Here is a 16,840-nt window from a genome sequence, read left to right as displayed (position 1 = left end):
CGTCGTGCCGGAAGACGTGCGTGACCGAACTCCCCCCAACGGAAGAAACAGAGCGATGACTCAGCACGATTCTCAGTCCCTGCCCGCGCACCGTCCGGGGGCCTCAAGCCAGGCCCCCGAGGCCCCCGACGACCCCAGCCCGTCGCGTACGACACGGCCGTGGATGCCGGCTCTGCTGTACACCCTGGGGTTCCTGACGGTCTACCTGCTCGCCATCTGCACCCCGTGGGGGCAACGAGCTGAGAACCCCTGGTTTTATCTCGGTAAACAGGGCGGCGAAGAAGCATGGATCTACCCCCTGTCAGGAGCGGCCTACGGCTCGACGCCCCTGCCGCCGATGGAATTGAGTGCCAAGCCCACGCTGATGGTGGGCCTGGCCGTCATCGTGGTCCTCACCCTGGTGCGGCGGTGCTGGCGGCAGGGGTGCGCGGCGCTCGGGGTCGTCATTCTCACGGCCGGAGGCAACGATGTGCTCAAATCGACCATCCTGCCCCGCCCCGATCTGGTGGGCGCGCCCGAGAATCTCCTTGATCAGGGTTTCCCCAGTGGGCACTCGGCCATCCCCGCCGCGCTGACCCTCGCCGCCGTCCTCGTGGTGTCCCCCCGCATCCGCCCCTACGTCGCCATGGCCGGTGTGCTGTGGCTCGCCTGCATCGCCGCCGCCAGCGCGACCATGGGCGGCCACCGGCCCAGCGAAGTGCTGGGAGCCACACTGTTGGCCTGTGCCTGTTACGGCCTCGCAACCTGGCTGCTGCCGCCGGCCGCCGCGCCAGGCGCCGCGCGGAGCCCCCGTGCGCTGCCCGTCATCACCCTGACGCTGGCACTGGCCGTCGCCCTCGTTTCCGGCGCACGGGACGACACCCTCACAAGGTCACTGGTCTCCGCGGCGACGGGCTTCATATGCGCGGCCCTGGTCTGGTACGCCGCAGTCGGGCGGCCCGCACACACCGCACGCCGCACACGCCCCGCACTGGACTGACCACCCGGCCGGCTCCGGGCGGGAACCGGCATCCTGGCAAAGCGGCGGTCCGACGCCACCGCCCAGTCGTAGAAGCCGTCGACGCCCGAGCGGGGATGCGCTACCGCCCGGCGTGTCCTCCCGTAGTCCGGTCAACAGGCCGGTGTCGCCCGGCGCGGCAACCGGACGGCCAGAATGATCACGTGGCTGAACGAGTGCAGGTCCGGGAGATCGACGATGACGAGGGCCGGTGGCTGCTGCGGATTATCCGCAGGGGCACCGGGTCGGTGGTGACCTGGCGGCGGGCCCAGATGGTTCTGCTGTCCGCGCAGGGGATGGCGAAGATCGCCGAAGTGTCGTTCACCAGCGACGACCGGGTCCCCGATGTGATCCACAACTTCAACACCGACGACTTCGACTCGCTCTACCCGAAATACAAGGGCGGGCGGCCCAGGACGTTCACGCTGCCGAGCGCCGCGAGATCAAGAAGATCGCGAAGTCCAAGCCGACTGAGCACGACCTGCCCTTTTCCACCTGGAGTCTGTCCAAGCCGGCGGACTTCCTGGTCGCAGAGGGGGTGATCGACGACATCAGCCACGAGGGCCTGCGCATCCTGCTCCGCAAGGAAGGCGTCTCCTTTCAACGCCTGAAGACCTGGAAGACCTCCCGCGACCCGGACTACGCGGCCAAGAAGGCCCGCGTCGAGCACCTCTACGCGATCGCCGACGGGGAGGTCCTGCCCGAGGAGGGCGAGCCCGAAGTCATCTTCTGCATGGACGAGTTCGGCCCGCTCAACCTCATGCCCCACCCCGGGAAGCAGTGGGCCGAGCGCAGCGGCAAGCACAAGGACCCCGGCCGTGAGCCGCGCCGCAGGCGGCGGGCGACCTACAACCGCTACGGCGGAGTACGGCACCTGTTCGCCGCCCTGGACCTGGCCAAGGACAAGCTCTACGGCCACATCAAGCCGGTCAAGCGGCGGACGCAGTTCCTGGAGTTCAGCCGCTACCTGCGCACCCTCTACCCGGACAAGGCCCGTATCGCGATCGTCTGCGACAACTTCTCCCCGCACCTGACCATGAAGAAGTGCCAGCGGGTCGGCACCTGGGCCGCGGCGAACAACGTCGAGATCGCCTACACCCCGACGAACTCCTCCTGGCTCAACCGCATCGAGGCCCAGTTCACCGCCCTGCGCTACTTCACCCTCGACGGCACCGACCACGCCACCCACAAAGAGCAGGGCAGCATGATCCGCCGCTACATCATCTGGCGAAACCGCCATGCCGAGGACCGGCACCTGCGCGCCGTCCTCGACAGGGCGAACGTTGCCTGATGCGGCACTGGCTGCTGCCCGTGCTCAGAACACCACGTCCGGCTCTTTCATCGATGTCGGCAAGCGGGGGTGCAACTCTGCCATCTTCAGGCCGATATGCGCGGCCAGTCGGTCATCGCCGACGTCCAGTTGCAGTCCAGTGAGCTGCTCAACGCGATGCAGCCGTTTGTAGAGTGTGGAGCGGTGGATATGTAGGGCGGTGGCGGCATGCTGAGCATCGCCGGCGTGATCGAGATACACCCGCAGGGTTTCAACCAGCCCACGGTGCGCGGGGTTTGAAAGCAGGGAGCGCAGCCCCGGGTGGATGCCCTCGGCAAGCTCGTCGGGGGTGAGCTTGCCCAATAGCGCGTACACGCCCAGCTGTGTATGAGCCACCACTTGACCCAGGGTGCCCGTGATGCGGGCGACCTCGGCAGCGCGGCGGGCCTCCTCGTAGGAAGAGTGGGCCTCCGTGAGGCGTGGGCGTGGCCCGCCTACGCCTACCCAGCACAGGGCGGCCCGTCCCAGGCCGAGTTCTGCGACCAGCTTTTCGCGCAGCACCTCGGCAAGCTCGGCGGCATTGCGCTCGATGACCTGGGAACGTGCCCCAGGCCAGATCGTCAGCAGAAGCGCGTGATCCGGACGCGTCAGGGCCAATCCGCGCGAGGGGGGAAGCCGTCGTCGACAGCGGTCGACGGCGAGCTCCAGGGCCAGACGGCGTTCTTCAGCCAGAGGCTCGCCCTCTTCGCGCGCCACCATGGCTACCAGGACGGTGACCGGGCCAGCCACGGCGTGTTCCTCCTCGACGAGCGCGGCACCCGCCTCCGTCCGGAGTGCCTGGTCCGGGGCGATCAGGTCGCGGACTAGCTCCCTGGCGTGGCTGCGAGTCACTTCGACGCCAAGGTAGCCGCGGTGCAGGACCAGGGCGGCTTGCGTAGCCGCCTCGCGCAGCAACTCGACGGCCCGGTCGCCGATAGGGCCATCGGAGCCGATCAGCCATACGTAGCCGAGCAGGGCATCGTCGTAGCGGATCGGCATGCCGACCCGTTCCATCGTGATGCCGATCTGGGGGCACGGCGGAAGAGTGAAGACATCGGAAGCCTGAGCAGCGCCCTGCTCGCAGACGTGCGCGACCAGCGCGGCCGACACACCACGGTGCATGACCGATTCGATCCGGGCGTCGTCCACGTCGCCAGTGTGCGCGTTGTACGCGAGCAGCTTGAGTCGCGTGTCGTCGATGGCGATCGACCGACCAAGGCGGGCACCGAACGCGTCGACAAGTCGCTGCAGCTCCGAAACCATCTCGGCACTGTATAGGGGGCATGAACTTTCCACAGATCGACATACGGCGCCAGCCATCCATCAGAAACGCGACATACGAAGCGGGGCATCAGGACCGCGTGTTCCTAAAGTCTTGAACGACAGCCCGCCGATCGGTGGAGGCGGGCCCCTGTGGGTGCCGGATTTATGTCACCTGGGCTGACCTGCTGGTTCGGATCTGCCAGATCTCAGGAGCAGCGAGCCGTTCTGAGGGAGCATGCCGGTCGTGGTGATACGCCTGATCTACCTGCTCGCCTGCCAAGCCTTCCGATGGCTTGCCCTACTCGCCCGTTCGGATGCCTCGAAGGACACAGAGATCTTGATGCTCCGGCATCAACTGGCCATCGCACGCCGTGCCCAGCCACGGCCCCGCTTCTCCTGGAGCGACAGGGCCGTCATGGCGGCACTGCTCCCACTCGTCAGCGCAAAGCGGCGATCACAACTGGCCTTGCTGGTCTCTCCACGGTCAGTGCTGCGCCGGCACGTACGGCTCATCGCCTGGAAGTGGACCTACCCATCCCGTCGTCCGGGCCGACCACCCAAACCAGAGGCCCTGCGGCAACTGGTCATGCGTCTGGCACGGGAGAACCCTGGATGGGGATACCGCCGAGTCCACGGAGAGCTCCTCGGCCTGGGCCGCAAGGCCGCCGCCTCCACCGTCTGGTCCATTCTGAAGCAAGCAGGGATCGACCCATCGCCGCAGCGTGTGGACCGCTCCTGGGCCACCTTTCTCAAAGCCCAAGCCTCCGCGATCGTAGCCACCGATCTGTTCCACATCGACACGGTCTTCCTGCGGCGCTGGTTCGTGCTGTTCTTCATCAACCACGGCACCCGGCGGGTGCACATCGCCGGCATCACCCGACACCCGACCGGCCCCTGGATCACCCAGCAAGCACGGAACTACTTCATGGACCTCGGCGACCATGCCAAGTCGGTCAAGTTCCTCATCCGGGATCGCGGGGCCTATTTCACTGACAGCTTCGACGCCGTCTTCGAGGCGATCGGCGTGCACGTCCTTCCAACGCTGCCCCGAGTACCGCGGATGAACGCCATCGCGGAACGCTGGATCGGATCATGCCGACGCGAGACGACCGACCGCATCCTGATCACGGGAGAGCGCCACCTACGCCTCGCCGTCAGTGAGTACGCGAAGCACCACAACCAACACCGGCCACACCGATCCCTCGGACAACGGCCGCCGGACCTACTCACCGAACCCCAACCACCCACCGCCACCGACAACACTCGCATCCATCGACGCGATCGGCTCGGCGGCCTCATCCACGAATACACGCAGGTCGCATAGGGGTGACACAGATTTCCGGCACCCACAGGGCTTGCCGCGGGCGACGTCATCGGCGCTGAACACGTGGCCGGCGAAACGTCCGAGAAGTCCGGTGGACGTCAGGGAATGCTGGATGCGTTCGTGGCTGCCGCTGGAGGCGACGCAGTAGGGGAGTCGACGGTGGTCGAGGAAATCCAGCAGTTCCTGGACGCCGGGCATGGTGTGCGGCTGGGCGGCGAACGCGTCGCGGACCTTCTTCCGGTAGGCATCGAGCCAGTTGGGGCCGACGGGGGCGGTGGCATGGGCGCGGACCTGCTCGTACAGATAGGACTCGGGGCGGCCGAGGAAGCGGTGTCGTACTTGCCCGGGAGTGAGGGGCCAGCCGACTTCCGCGGCCATGTCCGCCCCGACCGCGGGACCTATGCGTTCGGTGTCCACCAGAACTCCGTCGCAGTCGAAGATCACGAGCCGGGTGTCGGACAGGGCACTGCGCGGACGTGTGTTCACGGTGACCTTGCTTCGTAAGCGATAGGAGGGGAGACCGGGCGTGCCGCCGCGAGGGCGGCGGCTCTTCCTGCTGCTCGCTGACAGCGGGCAGCAGGAACGGGGGTACTGGACGACCGGCTCGAGCGGCTGTCGCCGAGTTCGGTTCCGGGTGTCATGCCTTCTTCTGGGCGTCGTGGTCGCGGCTGAGCAGAGCGGCCAGTTCGTCCAGGGCCGCCTCCGCGCCGTCCCCCTCGGCGGTCAGCACCACCGAGTCGCCGTGGCTAGCCCCCAGCGCCAGCACGGAGAGGAGACTCCGCGCGTCGACGGGATCCCGGCCGTCGCGGGCGATGGTCACCTTGACCGGCTGGCTGGTGGCGGTCTGGACGAACACGGTCGCGGGCCGGGCGTGCAGCCCGCTGCGGGAACCGATGGCTACGACACGCTGAGGCATGGCGAATGCTCCTTTGTCTGGGGCTGTCGGGGAAGTGAAGGATGCACCTGGAGGTGACTGAGTGGGTCGGCTCGTGTCACGATCGTGCGGCCGTGAGGGATGCCAAGGCGGCCGCCACGACAGCCTCTTCGGTCATCCCGACCGAGGCCATCGCCTGCGTCGCGGGGGCGGAGGTGCCGAAGCCGTCGACAGTCACGGTGCGGCCGTACTCGCCGAGCAGGTCGTGCCAGCCGAAAGCACACGCGGCCTCGACGACGACGCGGGCCCGGACGGACGGCGGGAGCACCGCGTCACGGTAGGCGGCGTCCTGTTCGGTGAACCAGTCCTTGCACGGAACGGAGACGACCCTCGCCGCTACGTCCCGCTGGGCGAGTTCTTCCGCGGCTTTCAGGGCGAGTGATACCTCACTGCCACTGGCCAGGAGCACCACGTCTGCGGCGCCGTCGGTGTCGGCCACCACATAGGCACCGCGGGCCACACCCTCTCGCACCTGGTCAACCGACGCCTGCAGCACGGGAAGCACCTGACGAGCCAGCGCCAGCCCGACCGGCCCCGGGTGGCCGAGTGCGCTCAGCCAGGCGGCTGCGGTCTCCGTGGCATCGGCCGGACGGACCACCGACAGCCCCGGCATGGCCCGTAGCGCGGCGAGGTGTTCCACCGGCTGATGGGTGGGGCCATCCGCGCCGAGGGCCACGGAGTCATGCGTCCAGACATGGACCACCGGTAGCTTCATCAGAGCGGCGAGCCGCAAGGACGGCCGCTGGTAATCGCTGAACACCAGGAAGGTGCCGGCGAACGGGGTGTCGTAGCCGATGAGGGCGATGCCGTTCAGCGCGGCGGCCATCGCGTGTTCGCGTACGCCCCAGTGAATGTTGCTTCCGCTGAGGCCCTGCCCGTCGCCCTCGTCGGCCGGGAGGAACGAACCACCGGATGTGATGGTCGTGCGGTTGCTGTCGCCGAGGTCCGCCGAGCCACCCCACAGCCGTGGAGCTGCCTTGGCCAGGGATTGGATGACTTGCCCGGAGGCGTCACGCGGCGCGACGAGGGCTCCGGGCTCGAACACCGGGAGCACCTCGGCGGCCTCGGCGGTGTCGGCGGGCCGGATGGCATCTGCGCGTGCCCGTGCGCGCTCGGGGTGGGCCGCTGCCCACTCGGCGAGTGCCGTGTCCCAGGCACGGTGCAGTTCGGCACCCCGGGAGATGGCGCGCCTCGTGTGCCGCAACACCGCCGTCGGAACGGCGAACGGTTCATCGGCGACGCCCAACCGGGCCTTGAGCGCGGCCACTTCGGCCCCACCCAGGGGAGCGCCGTGCGCGGCGGCGGTGTTGGTCGCGTTCGGGGAAGGGAAGGCAATCTGCGACTTCAGGGCGATGAGGCTGGGTCGGCCGGTGTGTGCGCGGGCGGTGCTCAGCGCGGTGTCGAGTGCGTCGGTGTCGATGTCGCCGTCGGCGGCGAGGCCCACCGTCTGCACGAACCAGCCCTGGGCGGTGAAGCGGGCGACGGTGTCCTCACGGGTCGTGAGGTCCGTGGAACCCTCGATCTGGATGCTGTTGTCATCCCAGATCACCACCAGGTTGTCCAGGCGATGGCGCCCGGCCAGGGCCCCAGCCTCGTAGGAGATTCCCTCCTGGAGGTCGCCGTCGGAGCACAGTACCCATACGGTACGGGCGGGAACGCCGCCCCCGGCCGGATCGGAGCCTGCCAGCCGCCCCTGGTCCCGTTTCAGGGCCATGGCCATGCCGACCGCGGTGGCGACGCCCTGGCCCAGCGGCCCGGTGGTGGTTTCCACACCGGTGGTGTGCCCGTACTCGGGGTGTCCCGGGGTCAGGGATCCGAGCTGCCGGAAGCGCCGCAGGTCCTCCAGTTCGACCCCGTAGCCGGTGAGGTGGAGCTGCGTGTACTGCAGGATGCTCGCGTGCCCGCACGAGAGCACGAACCGGTCGCGTCCCTCCCATGAGGCGTCCGCGGGGTCGTGCCGTATGTGGCGCTGGAACAGCAAATGGGCGACGGGAGCCAGCGCCAGCGCCGTGCCGGGATGGCCGGAGCCGGCCGCCTCGACCGCGTCCACGGCCAGGGCCCGCGCCGTTGTGATGGCCCGCTCGTCCGCCTCGTCGAGCAAGCGCCCGGCCCGGCTGTGAGAAGGCGTGGCCGTCTGCTCTGTTGCGAGGGTCACGGAGACTCCTTGGAGAGATCATGACGTCATAATGACTTTGGAAACGTAGCCGATATCTCCCTGCAGGCGCCAGGGATGCCTCGGGAGCGGAACCTCACAGCTCGACGGAAGGGCACGGAGGGTGGCCCCTCGCCCAGGTCGCGACCAGTGATCGCATTTCGCTTCGGTTGCGACTATTGACGCTTTCAGGAACCTGTAGTCATCATGACGTCTCGATGACACATGGGCTCGATGAGGAGATCAGGGATGCCGGGGCACAAGTACGCGCAAGTGCGTGACCACCTCCTGCGCCGCATCCGCGACCTCCCCGTGGGCGGACAACTGCCCGCCGAGAGTGTGCTGTGCGCAGAGTACGAAGTGAGCCGCATCACACTGCGTCGTGCCGTGGACGAGCTGGTCCAGGACGGATATCTCGTGCGCGAGCACGGCCGTGGCACGTTCGTGAGCCACCCTCGCTACAACCTGAAGCACCGCGAGCGGTTCGTGAACGAGGTGACCGGCTTCCACACGCAGCTGGCCCGCCAGGGTCACACCGTCACCTCCGAGGTGGTCGCCCAGGAGCGCATGCGGGCCGGGGCGCGGCTGGCGACCGCGCTCGACATCAGCCGGGCCACCTCGGTTATCCGGCTGGAGCGGGTGCGACGGGTCAACGGAGTGGTGCACCATCTGGCCGAGTCATATGTGGAGGAGGAGCGGTTCCCGGACGTCCTGACGACCGACTTCACCTCCACCTCGCTCTACGCCTATCTGCGCGCGCACCACGACGTGCTGCTCGCCCGCAACGAGATCGTCGTCGGCCTGCACATGTGCGACGAGCGCGAGGCGGCCCTGCTGGGCGTGGCCGATGGGTCTCCGCTGCTGCTGGCCACCTCATCCGTCTTTGAACCGGGCGGGAAACCAGTCATCCACGGCACATCGAAATTCCTCCCCGAGACCGCGGAACTCTCCTTCGACATCGTCGCCGACGTCGAATAGCGATTCCGGCCGGCCTTGAGAACAACCACGTAGGTGCACATGCTGAGTGATCTTTTGACCGAGGAGAAGATACGTTTCTCCACAGACAAGCTGGACTGGCGGGAAGCCGTGACCCTGGTCGCCCGGCCGCTCCTCGACGCGGGTGACGTCACCCCCGGCTATGTCCAGGCCATGCTGGAGTCGATCGCGTCCGGCGGAACGTACATCAACCTGGGCCACGGCATCGCCCTGGCCCACGCCCGGCCCGAGAACGGGGCCGTGCGCACCGCCATCTCGATGCTGCGACTGGCGGAGCCCGCCCCGCTGCTCGGTCGGCCGGAGCACGCGGTCGACCTCTATTTCTGCTTCGCGGCCGTTGACGCCGACGCTCATATGAGTGCCATGGCCTCCCTCGCCCGCATCCTGTCGGACGCCCAGACCCGTCAAGCGCTGCGCGACGCGGCCTCCGCGCCCGATGTCATCAAGTTGATCACTCGGTTCGAGGAGTCCCAATGAAGTTCCTGGCCATGTGCAGCACCGGCCTTGGCAGCAGTTTCATGGTGCGCATGAACATCGAGACCATCGTCGGTGAGCTGGGGCTCTCGGCCGTCACGGTCGAGCACTCCGACATCAGCTCCGCCGGACCGGACAGCGCGGACGTGTTCTTTGTGGCGAAGGACCTGGAGGACGCCGTTCAGGGACTGGGCGACGTGGTCGTTTTGAACAGCATCATCGACATGGACGAATTGCGCGAAGCGGTGAAGGCTGCCGCCGCCCGGCACGGGCTCCTCTGACCCGGGCCCCACCCGTTCGTCCCGGGGCGGCGCGGCCCGACGCGGCGGCAGCGCCCACCACACCACCCGTCGGGCAGCCGCCGCCCCGCGCGCCTTGGCCCGCCGCCCGGTCCGGCACCCACCATCCCCGCAGTCACGGCCTCGTCGTGCCCGAAGAGAGGCGTTGTCAGTGAACAGCGTTCTGCAGAACCTTCTCGATGTCTTCCGTGAACCATCCGTCATCGTCGGCTTGATCGCTCTCCTGGGCCTCCTGCTGCAGCGCAAGTCCCTCTCCGACACCATCAAGGGGACGACCAAGGCATTCGTCGGCTTCCTCGTCCTGGCGGCGGGTGCCGGAGTGGTTTCCGACTCCCTGACTCCCTTCGGCGAGATGTTCCAGCATGCCTTCGGCGTCCAGGGCGTCGTGCCCAACAACGAGGCCATCGTCGGCAAGGTGCTCACCAACTACGGCTCCCAGGCCGCGCTGATCTTCTTCTTCGGCATGGTGGTGAACGTGCTCCTGGCGCGGTTCACCAGGTTCAAGTTCATCTACATGTCCGGGCATGTGGCCCTGTACCTGGCGGCCATGATCGCCGTGATTCTCATCGCCAACGGCTTCAGCTCGTGGCAGGCCGTGCTCTGGGGTGCCCTCGCCCAGGGTCTGATCACCACCCTTTCGCCCGCGCTCGTCCAGCCCTGGATGCGCAAGGCCACCAAGAACGACAATGTCGCGCTCGGCCACACCGGCAACTTCGGCATCGCCACTAGCGGTCTGGTCGGCAAGCTCTTCGGCAACCCCGAGAAGTCCACGGAAGACCTGAAGATCCCCAAGGGGCTCGGCTTCCTGCGCGACACCACCGTCGTCATCGCCAGCTCCATGGGCGTGATCTATCTGCTCGTCACCCTGGTGGCCGGGCCCGGCTACGTCGAGGACAAGCTGAGCAACGGCCAGTGGTATCTGCTGTGGGCCGTGATGCAGGCCGGTAAGTTCGCCGCCGGCGTGTTCATCATCCTGGCCGGCGTCCGCGTGGTCCTCGCCGAGATCATCCCCGCCTTCAAGGGCATCTCCGAAAAGCTGGTCCCCAACGCCAGGCCCGCCCTCGACGTCCCGATCGTCTTCACCTTCGCCCCGAACGCCGTACTGATCGGCTTCCTGTCCAGCTTCGTCGGCGGGCTCATCGGGATGGGAATCCTCGTCGCCGTCGGAGGAACGATCATCATCCCCGGCATCGTCGCCCACTTCATGACTGGCGCCGCGTCCGGTGTCCTTGGCAACGCGACGGGCGGACGACGCGGCGCGGTGCTCGGCGCCATGGTCAACGGCCTCATGATCACATTCCTTCCGCTTCTGGTCCTGCCCTTCCTCGGTGACGTCGGGCTGCAGAACTCCACCTTCTCCGATGCCGACTTCGGAGTCTCCGGCCTCCTCCTCGGCAGCGCCGTCCATATCAGCCACATCGCCGTCATCGGCCTGATCGTCTGTTCGCTGGCCGCCGTTTTCGCCGGCAGTGCCCTCACTACCCGCCGACAGGCCGCCAAGGAACCCACCACGACCTCGGAGCGGCAGCCCGCTGCCTGAGTCCCCGCCTCGACGCGGCTCGCGACACCACCGGGCCGCGTCGTTCGGGTCTCTGGCTACTTGTCCCGAAGAGGATCGGGGCGCACGTATTCTCGCGGCCCGGGCAGTCGGGCCGACGTAGAAGTGGCTGGAGACGGTGAGCCGGAGCCTGTCGGTCGGGTGTCTACAACGGACACCGGCCGCACCAGGGCATTGCCAACGCCCGCCCGCTGAACCCGTTGCTGCCAGCGATCGCCGATCCGGAGAAGATTACCCGTCTCAACATACGACGTCGTGATCGCCTCGGCGGCAACCTCCACGAATACCGACATGCCGCATGACCTGGGCGGATGAGGTTTCCGGTAAGCGCACCGCCGGCGATGACCGGCGAACAGATAGGTCATGCCCGCGACCTGCTCGCCCGCCCGGAGAACACCGTCACCTCGATCGCGAAGTTCCTCGGGGTCACCCGTAACACCATCTACAACTACGTGCCCGAACTGAAGGGCGGCCGACTCGCGCTCGCCGAGTCGACCGACACGGCAGAACTGCCCCGACCCTCCAGGTCAGCCGACGATGGCCTCCATCGATGCCGTGACCGAGCGACCGTGTGCCCCGGCGGCGGTCCACCACCGACCCAGGTGCTGCCGACGGGGAACGCTCACTCAGGGCGCAGCACGGGCCGCAGCGCGTCCAGCACCGACGGGTCCTCGATCGTCGACGGCACCGGTTCGTCGCGCCCGTCGGCGATCCCGCGCATCGTAGCGCCGGACCGCACCCGTCACCGGGGAGTCGTAGATCAGCGCGGTCCGGTCGCCGTGGCCGTTCTCGACGTGGCGGTCCAACGCGTTGTACGAGGTGTTGAGTTCACCGTCGGGGAACCACCGAAGGAGCGGCGCACGGGAGTCGTCCAGGGCCTGGGTCGGTGGCCGGGTCCAGTCGATCGCCGCCGCCGCGTCCAGCCAGAACCCTTCGACATCCTCGAGGCTGCGGTGGTAAGTCTCGTCGTACGCGCCCATCAGCGCCCCTTGCGTCACTCGGCCTTGGAGAACTGTGAGCAGTGTGGCCCATCGACCGGGCGGCGGCCAGCCCCGTCTGTGTGGTGCCCTTCACCTGGGCACCAGAGGTCATCGGCGTGGCGTGGCCAGTGCACAGGTGAACCACACGCGCTTCCCCCGGCCGTGTCGGCCGCTCACCGGTGACCAGCCCCAGGAGTGCGTGCAGGCGGCGACCAGCGAGAGCCCGCGGCCGTTTTCGCGGTCGTTCGGCGGCTCGCAGGAAGTCGGCGGCCTTGCCCGGCAGGCCTCCCAGCTCCGAGCGCTTGACCGTTTTCCCGCGACATGCCGCAGGGCACAGGGGTGGCGGACAACAACAGCTGACGGCCACGGCAGGCACGGGATAGGGCGACGTGATCGTTGATCAACACGTAGAGTGCCACCAGAAGGGTGTTCAATTCTTCGTTCACACGTCAACCTTGAACGCCCTCCTCCCACGCCTGCGGACCGACCTCAGTTCACGCGATCTCCACGCGATCAACCGCCTAGTTCGACCTTGAGCGCACGTGGTTCGCGATCGCCGCGTCGTCGTTCGCGCCGTACATGTCGTCGATCAACGTTGCGAACGAGTTCACGACGGCATTGCGCTTGATCTTGCCGTTCGCGGTCCGCTCGCCGCGCTCGACTTCCAGGGGCCGCGGCAGAACGCGGAAGTCCTTCAACTGCTCTACGCGCGCGAGGTCCGCGTTGACCCGAGCGACCTCCGCTCGCAGGCGTTCGGCCAGCACCTCTGCCGACCGGGCGTCTGCGGTTGTGCTCGGTTCGAGCAGGACGGTGAGGTATTTGCGGGCATCGCCGACGACGATCGCTTCGTTGATCAGCGAGCTCTCCTTCAACCGGGTTTCGATGGGCTGAGGATTGATCGTTTTGCCGCCTCGGGTGATGATCACGTCCTTCTTCCGGCCGATGAGCCGGATGTCGCCGTGGGTTGTGCGCTCCATCAGGTCACCAGTGCGGAACCAGCCATCCTGGAAAACAGCCTCGGTCTCCGCCGGGTTGCGCCAGTATCCGTCGAAGAGCAACGGCGCGCGGAGCAGCATTTCGCCATCGTCCGCGACCTTCACCTGGAACCGCGGGTCCGGGAATTCCCTGCCGATGAAGCCCGGACGGGGGAACGGCTGGTTGAAATGAGCTATGGGACACCCGGCGGTCTCGGTGAGACCGTAGTTTTCGCGGAGATCGAGCCCCCAGATCTGCCAAATCGCGATGACGCTTTCGGGCATCGCGGCAGATGCGGTGTAGGCAACCCGGATACGATCCATTCCGACGGTTGCCCGCAGTGGCAAGAACACCCAACGAAGTGCGGCAGCGTACGCGATCCGCAACAGTACCGAGGGCCGGCGATGGGACCATCGGCGTTCGGCTACCCTGCGGCCGGCCCACATGGCGGCGTCATAGGCGTAGCGACGAAGGCGCGGCCAGACCTCCGTCTGTGCGATCAGTTCGCCGGCGATCTTCTCGTAGAACCGCGGCGGCCAGAGCACTGCCGTCGGCCGCACCAAGCGCAACACGTCTTGGTAGTCACCAATGGGGCAGTATGTGACCACCAGCCGTGAGAGCAGCGGCGCGAACACCGACACCACCGCCGGCGCCACGTGGGCCAACGGCAGGAAGCCCACGACATCGTGCTCGTGACTGAGGATCTGCGGGTAGAGGCCGACGAAGGTCTGAACCGAGTGCTGAAGCGTGCTGTGCGAGTGTGTGACGCCTTTCGGAACTCCCGTGGACCCCGACGTGTAAAACAGCACGGCGGCATCGTCGAGGGATCCGCCGGCGACCAGCTCGGACAGAGGATCGGCGCTGTCGTCGGCGTACTGTGTTCCTTCTTCGCACAGCGCTTCCCACGTTGTCCTCTTGATCACCTCGGGTAGCTCCGGCGGAGTGGCGTCGATTCCGACCACGAGCCGCAGCTTCGGTGTGTGTGCGGCGACCTCCGCCACCTTGATGAGCTCCGTCGTCGTCTCGCCGATGAAGGCGACGGCCTCGCTGTGTGCGAGGAGTTGCTTGATCTCGGCAGGTGAGTTGGTCGGATAGACGCCGATCACGGCGCCGCCGACACTCTGCACGGCCAGCGCGGCGAACACCCACTCCGGGCGTGCGCTGCTCATCACCGCGACGCGATCGCCGTGCTGCACACCTTGCGCGATAAGGCCGAGCGCGAGATCTTGCACACGATCCCGGTACGTCCGCCACGTGATCGCCTGCATAACCCCATCACGCCAGTAACGCAGCGCGACGGCGTCGGGTTCCCTGTTCACGCGATCGAGCAGCAGCCCCGGTAGCGTCCGGGTTGGCTCGAAATTGGTCAGATCCATGACACGGCCTCTCTTCCAGAGCCGACAAGCCCGGGCCCGATGAGATTCATGCGGCACTCTCCCCGAGGTGCAGGAAGTCACCTCGGTACCACGTCACCGGCATGCCGCTACCTGTCCGCGCGTCGTGTACACGGCCGATGAGGATCACGTGATCTCCGCCGGGTACGGCTTGCTCCAGTTCGCAACGGATGACTGCCGCTGCATCGGGCAGTAGCGGGTGACCCTTCTCATCGAATTCGAAGGCTCCGTACGCGAACTTGTTTTCACCTTTTGTCGCGAACTTGATCGCCAACTCGGCGTGTGCGGGTGTCACGATGTTGACGATGAACCGCTCAGCCGCCATGAAGACGGGAGAGCAGTTCGCTCCTCGGTCCAGGCACACCAGGACGAGCGGCGGATCGAGCGACAGCGCGGCGAAGGAACTCGCGGTGAACCCGTGCAGCGTGCCTGACGCGCTTCGCGTCGTCACGATCGTCACGCCTGAGGGGAAGCTGGCCAACGCCGAGCGGAAGGCGGCCGGGCCCAGCCCTTGAAATTGATCAACCATGATATCCCTCGCGGGCAGCTCGGGCGGCAGGGTCGTTGAAGACCGTGCGCGCGTCGGCAACCGTGACGCGGAGTTGCTCTTCGACCGGCCAACTAGAAGTCCCTGAGTGAAGGGCCCGTTTCAGCGCCGCGAACACGGCAGGTGATTTCGCCGCTGCCGCCCGCGCGTCCGCCATCGCGATCGCGATCAGGTCGTCCTGCTCGACCACCTGGTCGACGATGCCCATCGTCTCCGCGTCGAACGCGTCGAGGGGCTCTCCGCTCAGCAGGAGGCGCCGGGCCGCGCGGTCACCCAGGACCCCGCGCACTCGAGTGATCCCCTTCACGGCCGGCAGCATCCCGTGGTTGATCTCCGGGAAGACGAAACGCGCCTCAGTCGACGCGTACACCATGTCAGCGAACAGTGCCATTTCGATGCCACCACCGACGCACCAGCCGTTGACCGCACACACCAGCGGCCGGGCAAAGTCCTCCAGTGCGCAGAGCAGCGCGTGAAACGACGCCATCCGTTCGACCATCGAATCGGCGCCGAAGCCGATGACTTCCTTGATGTCGCCACCCGCGCAGAAGAAGCGCTCACCAGCTCCCGTCAAGACCACTGCGGGTGTGCCGGGGCCGCTGGCAAGGGTTTCCAGTGTCGTTGTCAGCTCGCTGACGAGCGAGTTGCTGAGCGCGTTCGCCGGCGGGTGGTTCAGAGTGAGTACAACCACGCCGTCCACTTCGTCGGACGCGTGCACAGCGCTGGGCGCTGTGTTATGCGAGGCAATGCTCATGCTCGTCTTCCCTCTTAGTTCGCCGGTCCGCCAGCGGTGCGAGCGGAGGGGAAGTCCACGGGGCGCTTCTCCCGGAAAGCCTGGCGTGCTTCGGCGTAGTCGGCACCGGCGAAGTCGAGAATCTCGAGTGCCGCGGACAGCTCGTGCTGAGGCACCGCGTTGGTGAGCCAGGCGTTGAGCGCACGCTTGGTGAAACGGAGCGCCTGCTGGGAACCGCGGGCCAGCTGGGATGCGACCTCGAGGGCACGGGGCAGCACCTGCTCGCGGGGAACGGACAGGCTCACGAGCCCGATCCGCTCGGCCTCGGTGCCCGTCAGCTTCTCGGAGGTGAGCACGTAGTACTTGGTCTTGGCCATGCCGACAAGCAACGGCCAGATGAGTGCGGCGTGGTCGCCGGCGGTCACGCCGACCTTGGTGTGGCCTTCCATCAGCACCGCGTCGTCCGCGGCGATGCTGATGTCGGCGAGAAGCGCGGTCGACAGCCCGTAGCCGACCGCGGGGCCGTTGATCGCAGAGATGATCGGCTTCTCGATGCGCAACACCGTCGCAACCCGCTTGCGTTCGGTCTCCAGCATGGCGAGCGCTTCCTCGGGCGTGGGATCGGGCTGAGCGACGTCCATCCCGGTACAGAAGGCTTTGCCGGCCCCGGTGATGACGACGACCCGGGTCTGTTCGTCGCGCTCGACGTCGGCCCAGATCTGGTTCATCTCCTCGAACATCGGCAAGGTGAGCGCGTTGTACCGGTCGGGTCGATTGATCGTGATCAGGAGGGTGCCGTTGTCGTGGCGTTCGGTGAGGATGTCGCCGGTGCCGTGGTTGTAGAGGTCGGTCATCGGCTGGTCTCCTTGTGGTGTGTGGGGTTGTGCTGGGAGTGGAACTGGCGG

General features: G+C 67.1%; 15 protein-coding genes and 1 pseudogene. 7 read left to right on the top strand and 9 right to left on the bottom strand.

Annotation, left to right across the window (positions count from 1 at the left end):
- Positions 1-55: 55 nt before the first annotated feature.
- Both J5X86_RS46430 and J5X86_RS46420 read left to right on the top strand, forming a co-directional pair.
- A complete protein-coding gene (locus J5X86_RS46430) occupies positions 56-979 on the top strand; it encodes a phosphatase PAP2 family protein (RefSeq protein ID WP_208522649.1) in 924 nt (307 codons plus the stop codon).
- A gap of 182 nt (positions 980-1,161) precedes the next feature.
- Positions 1,162-2,288: pseudogene (locus J5X86_RS46420) on the top strand (IS630 family transposase).
- A gap of 24 nt (positions 2,289-2,312) precedes the next feature.
- Here J5X86_RS46420 and J5X86_RS46415 read toward each other — a convergent pair.
- The gene (locus J5X86_RS46415) at positions 2,313-3,569 is read right to left on the bottom strand and encodes a CdaR family transcriptional regulator (protein WP_208522648.1); all 1,257 of its coding nucleotides are present in this window, start codon (positions 3,567-3,569) and stop codon (positions 2,313-2,315) included.
- Positions 3,570-3,804: 235 nt separating this feature from the next.
- On the opposite strand from J5X86_RS46415, the gene J5X86_RS46410 reads away from it, so the two are divergent.
- Positions 3,805-4,893 (top strand): integrase core domain-containing protein, encoded by a 1,089-nt coding sequence (locus J5X86_RS46410; RefSeq protein ID WP_243983179.1) that lies wholly within the window; start codon positions 3,805-3,807, stop codon positions 4,891-4,893.
- On the opposite strand, the gene J5X86_RS46405 is transcribed toward J5X86_RS46410, so the two are convergent.
- From J5X86_RS46405 to J5X86_RS46395, 3 genes are all read right to left on the bottom strand, one after another.
- On the bottom strand, positions 4,792-5,379 hold the full coding sequence (locus J5X86_RS46405) for an HAD family phosphatase (RefSeq protein WP_208522647.1): 588 nt from the start codon (positions 5,377-5,379) through the stop codon (positions 4,792-4,794). The two genes, J5X86_RS46410 and J5X86_RS46405, sit on opposite strands and share 102 nt — an antisense overlap.
- A 151-nt stretch (positions 5,380-5,530) precedes the next feature.
- A complete protein-coding gene (locus tag J5X86_RS46400) occupies positions 5,531-5,809 on the bottom strand; it encodes an HPr family phosphocarrier protein (protein WP_208522646.1) in 279 nt (92 codons plus the stop codon).
- Between the two features lie 76 nt (positions 5,810-5,885).
- On the bottom strand, positions 5,886-7,928 hold the full coding sequence (locus tag J5X86_RS46395; protein WP_208522664.1) for a transketolase: 2,043 nt from the start codon (positions 7,926-7,928) through the stop codon (positions 5,886-5,888).
- A gap of 300 nt (positions 7,929-8,228) precedes the next feature.
- On the opposite strand from J5X86_RS46395, the gene J5X86_RS46390 reads away from it, so the two are divergent.
- The 4 genes from J5X86_RS46390 to J5X86_RS46375 all read left to right on the top strand — a co-directional run bounded on the left by J5X86_RS46390 (position 8,229) and on the right by J5X86_RS46375 (position 11,288).
- Positions 8,229-8,957: a GntR family transcriptional regulator gene (locus J5X86_RS46390; protein ID WP_208522645.1), complete on the top strand. Its 729-nt coding sequence runs from the start codon at positions 8,229-8,231 to the stop codon at positions 8,955-8,957.
- Positions 8,958-8,996: 39 nt separating this feature from the next.
- Positions 8,997-9,452, top strand: a complete 456-nt coding sequence (locus J5X86_RS46385) for a PTS sugar transporter subunit IIA (RefSeq protein ID WP_208522644.1) — start codon at positions 8,997-8,999, stop codon at positions 9,450-9,452.
- Positions 9,449-9,730 (top strand): PTS sugar transporter subunit IIB, encoded by a 282-nt coding sequence (locus J5X86_RS46380; RefSeq protein ID WP_208522643.1) that lies wholly within the window; start codon positions 9,449-9,451, stop codon positions 9,728-9,730. Before J5X86_RS46385 ends, J5X86_RS46380 begins: the two co-directional genes overlap by 4 nt.
- A gap of 169 nt (positions 9,731-9,899) precedes the next feature.
- Positions 9,900-11,288, top strand: coding sequence for a PTS ascorbate transporter subunit IIC (locus J5X86_RS46375; protein WP_208522642.1), 1,389 nt, complete (start codon positions 9,900-9,902; stop codon positions 11,286-11,288).
- Between the two features lie 644 nt (positions 11,289-11,932).
- Here J5X86_RS46375 and J5X86_RS46370 read toward each other — a convergent pair.
- The 5 genes from J5X86_RS46370 to J5X86_RS46350 all read right to left on the bottom strand — a co-directional run bounded on the left by J5X86_RS46370 (position 11,933) and on the right by J5X86_RS46350 (position 16,789).
- Positions 11,933-12,286 carry an acetyl-coenzyme A synthetase N-terminal domain-containing protein gene (locus J5X86_RS46370; RefSeq protein ID WP_243983177.1) on the bottom strand — a complete coding sequence of 118 codons (354 nt, stop codon included), beginning with the start codon at positions 12,284-12,286 and terminating at the stop codon, positions 11,933-11,935.
- 521 nt (positions 12,287-12,807) lie between these two features.
- Positions 12,808-14,637: a long-chain fatty acid--CoA ligase gene (locus J5X86_RS46365; RefSeq protein ID WP_208522641.1), complete on the bottom strand. Its 1,830-nt coding sequence runs from the start codon at positions 14,635-14,637 to the stop codon at positions 12,808-12,810.
- A 46-nt stretch (positions 14,638-14,683) separates the two neighbouring features.
- Positions 14,684-15,184 carry a flavin reductase family protein gene (locus tag J5X86_RS46360; RefSeq protein ID WP_208522640.1) on the bottom strand — a complete coding sequence of 167 codons (501 nt, stop codon included), beginning with the start codon at positions 15,182-15,184 and terminating at the stop codon, positions 14,684-14,686.
- A complete protein-coding gene (locus J5X86_RS46355; protein ID WP_208522639.1) occupies positions 15,177-15,956 on the bottom strand; it encodes an enoyl-CoA hydratase/isomerase family protein in 780 nt (259 codons plus the stop codon). The genes J5X86_RS46360 and J5X86_RS46355 overlap by 8 nt, the downstream gene beginning before the upstream one ends.
- A 14-nt stretch (positions 15,957-15,970) precedes the next feature.
- Entirely contained in the window at positions 15,971-16,789 is an 819-nt protein-coding gene (locus tag J5X86_RS46350) for an enoyl-CoA hydratase/isomerase family protein (RefSeq protein WP_208522638.1), read from the bottom strand.
- Between the last annotated feature and the right edge of the window lie 51 nt (positions 16,790-16,840).

Source organism: Streptomyces sp. NEAU-YJ-81, from assembly GCF_017592595.1.
Taxonomy (GTDB): domain Bacteria; phylum Actinomycetota; class Actinomycetes; order Streptomycetales; family Streptomycetaceae; genus Streptomyces; species Streptomyces hygroscopicus_B.
The sequence above is the reverse complement of the archived record's forward strand: the minus strand, read 5'-3'. Positions and strand labels throughout refer to the sequence as shown.

What these genes read in the sequence shown, in the direction of transcription:
- J5X86_RS46430 (WP_208522649.1), top strand. Translation starts at nt 56, where the DNA reads ATGACTCAGCACGATTCTCAGTCCCTGCCCGCGCACCGTCCGGGGGCC.
- J5X86_RS46415 (WP_208522648.1), bottom strand. Translation starts at nt 3,569, where the DNA reads ATGGTTTCGGAGCTGCAGCGACTTGTCGACGCGTTCGGTGCCCGCCTT.
- J5X86_RS46410 (WP_243983179.1), top strand. Translation starts at nt 3,805, where the DNA reads ATGCCGGTCGTGGTGATACGCCTGATCTACCTGCTCGCCTGCCAAGCC.
- J5X86_RS46400 (WP_208522646.1), bottom strand. Translation starts at nt 5,809, where the DNA reads ATGCCTCAGCGTGTCGTAGCCATCGGTTCCCGCAGCGGGCTGCACGCC.
- J5X86_RS46390 (WP_208522645.1), top strand. Translation starts at nt 8,229, where the DNA reads ATGCCGGGGCACAAGTACGCGCAAGTGCGTGACCACCTCCTGCGCCGC.
- J5X86_RS46385 (WP_208522644.1), top strand. Translation starts at nt 8,997, where the DNA reads ATGCTGAGTGATCTTTTGACCGAGGAGAAGATACGTTTCTCCACAGAC.
- J5X86_RS46380 (WP_208522643.1), top strand. Translation starts at nt 9,449, where the DNA reads ATGAAGTTCCTGGCCATGTGCAGCACCGGCCTTGGCAGCAGTTTCATG.
- J5X86_RS46370 (WP_243983177.1), bottom strand. Translation starts at nt 12,286, where the DNA reads ATGGGCGCGTACGACGAGACTTACCACCGCAGCCTCGAGGATGTCGAA.
- J5X86_RS46365 (WP_208522641.1), bottom strand. Translation starts at nt 14,637, where the DNA reads ATGGATCTGACCAATTTCGAGCCAACCCGGACGCTACCGGGGCTGCTG.
- J5X86_RS46360 (WP_208522640.1), bottom strand. Translation starts at nt 15,184, where the DNA reads ATGGTTGATCAATTTCAAGGGCTGGGCCCGGCCGCCTTCCGCTCGGCG.
- J5X86_RS46355 (WP_208522639.1), bottom strand. Translation starts at nt 15,956, where the DNA reads ATGAGCATTGCCTCGCATAACACAGCGCCCAGCGCTGTGCACGCGTCC.
- J5X86_RS46350 (WP_208522638.1), bottom strand. Translation starts at nt 16,789, where the DNA reads ATGACCGACCTCTACAACCACGGCACCGGCGACATCCTCACCGAACGC.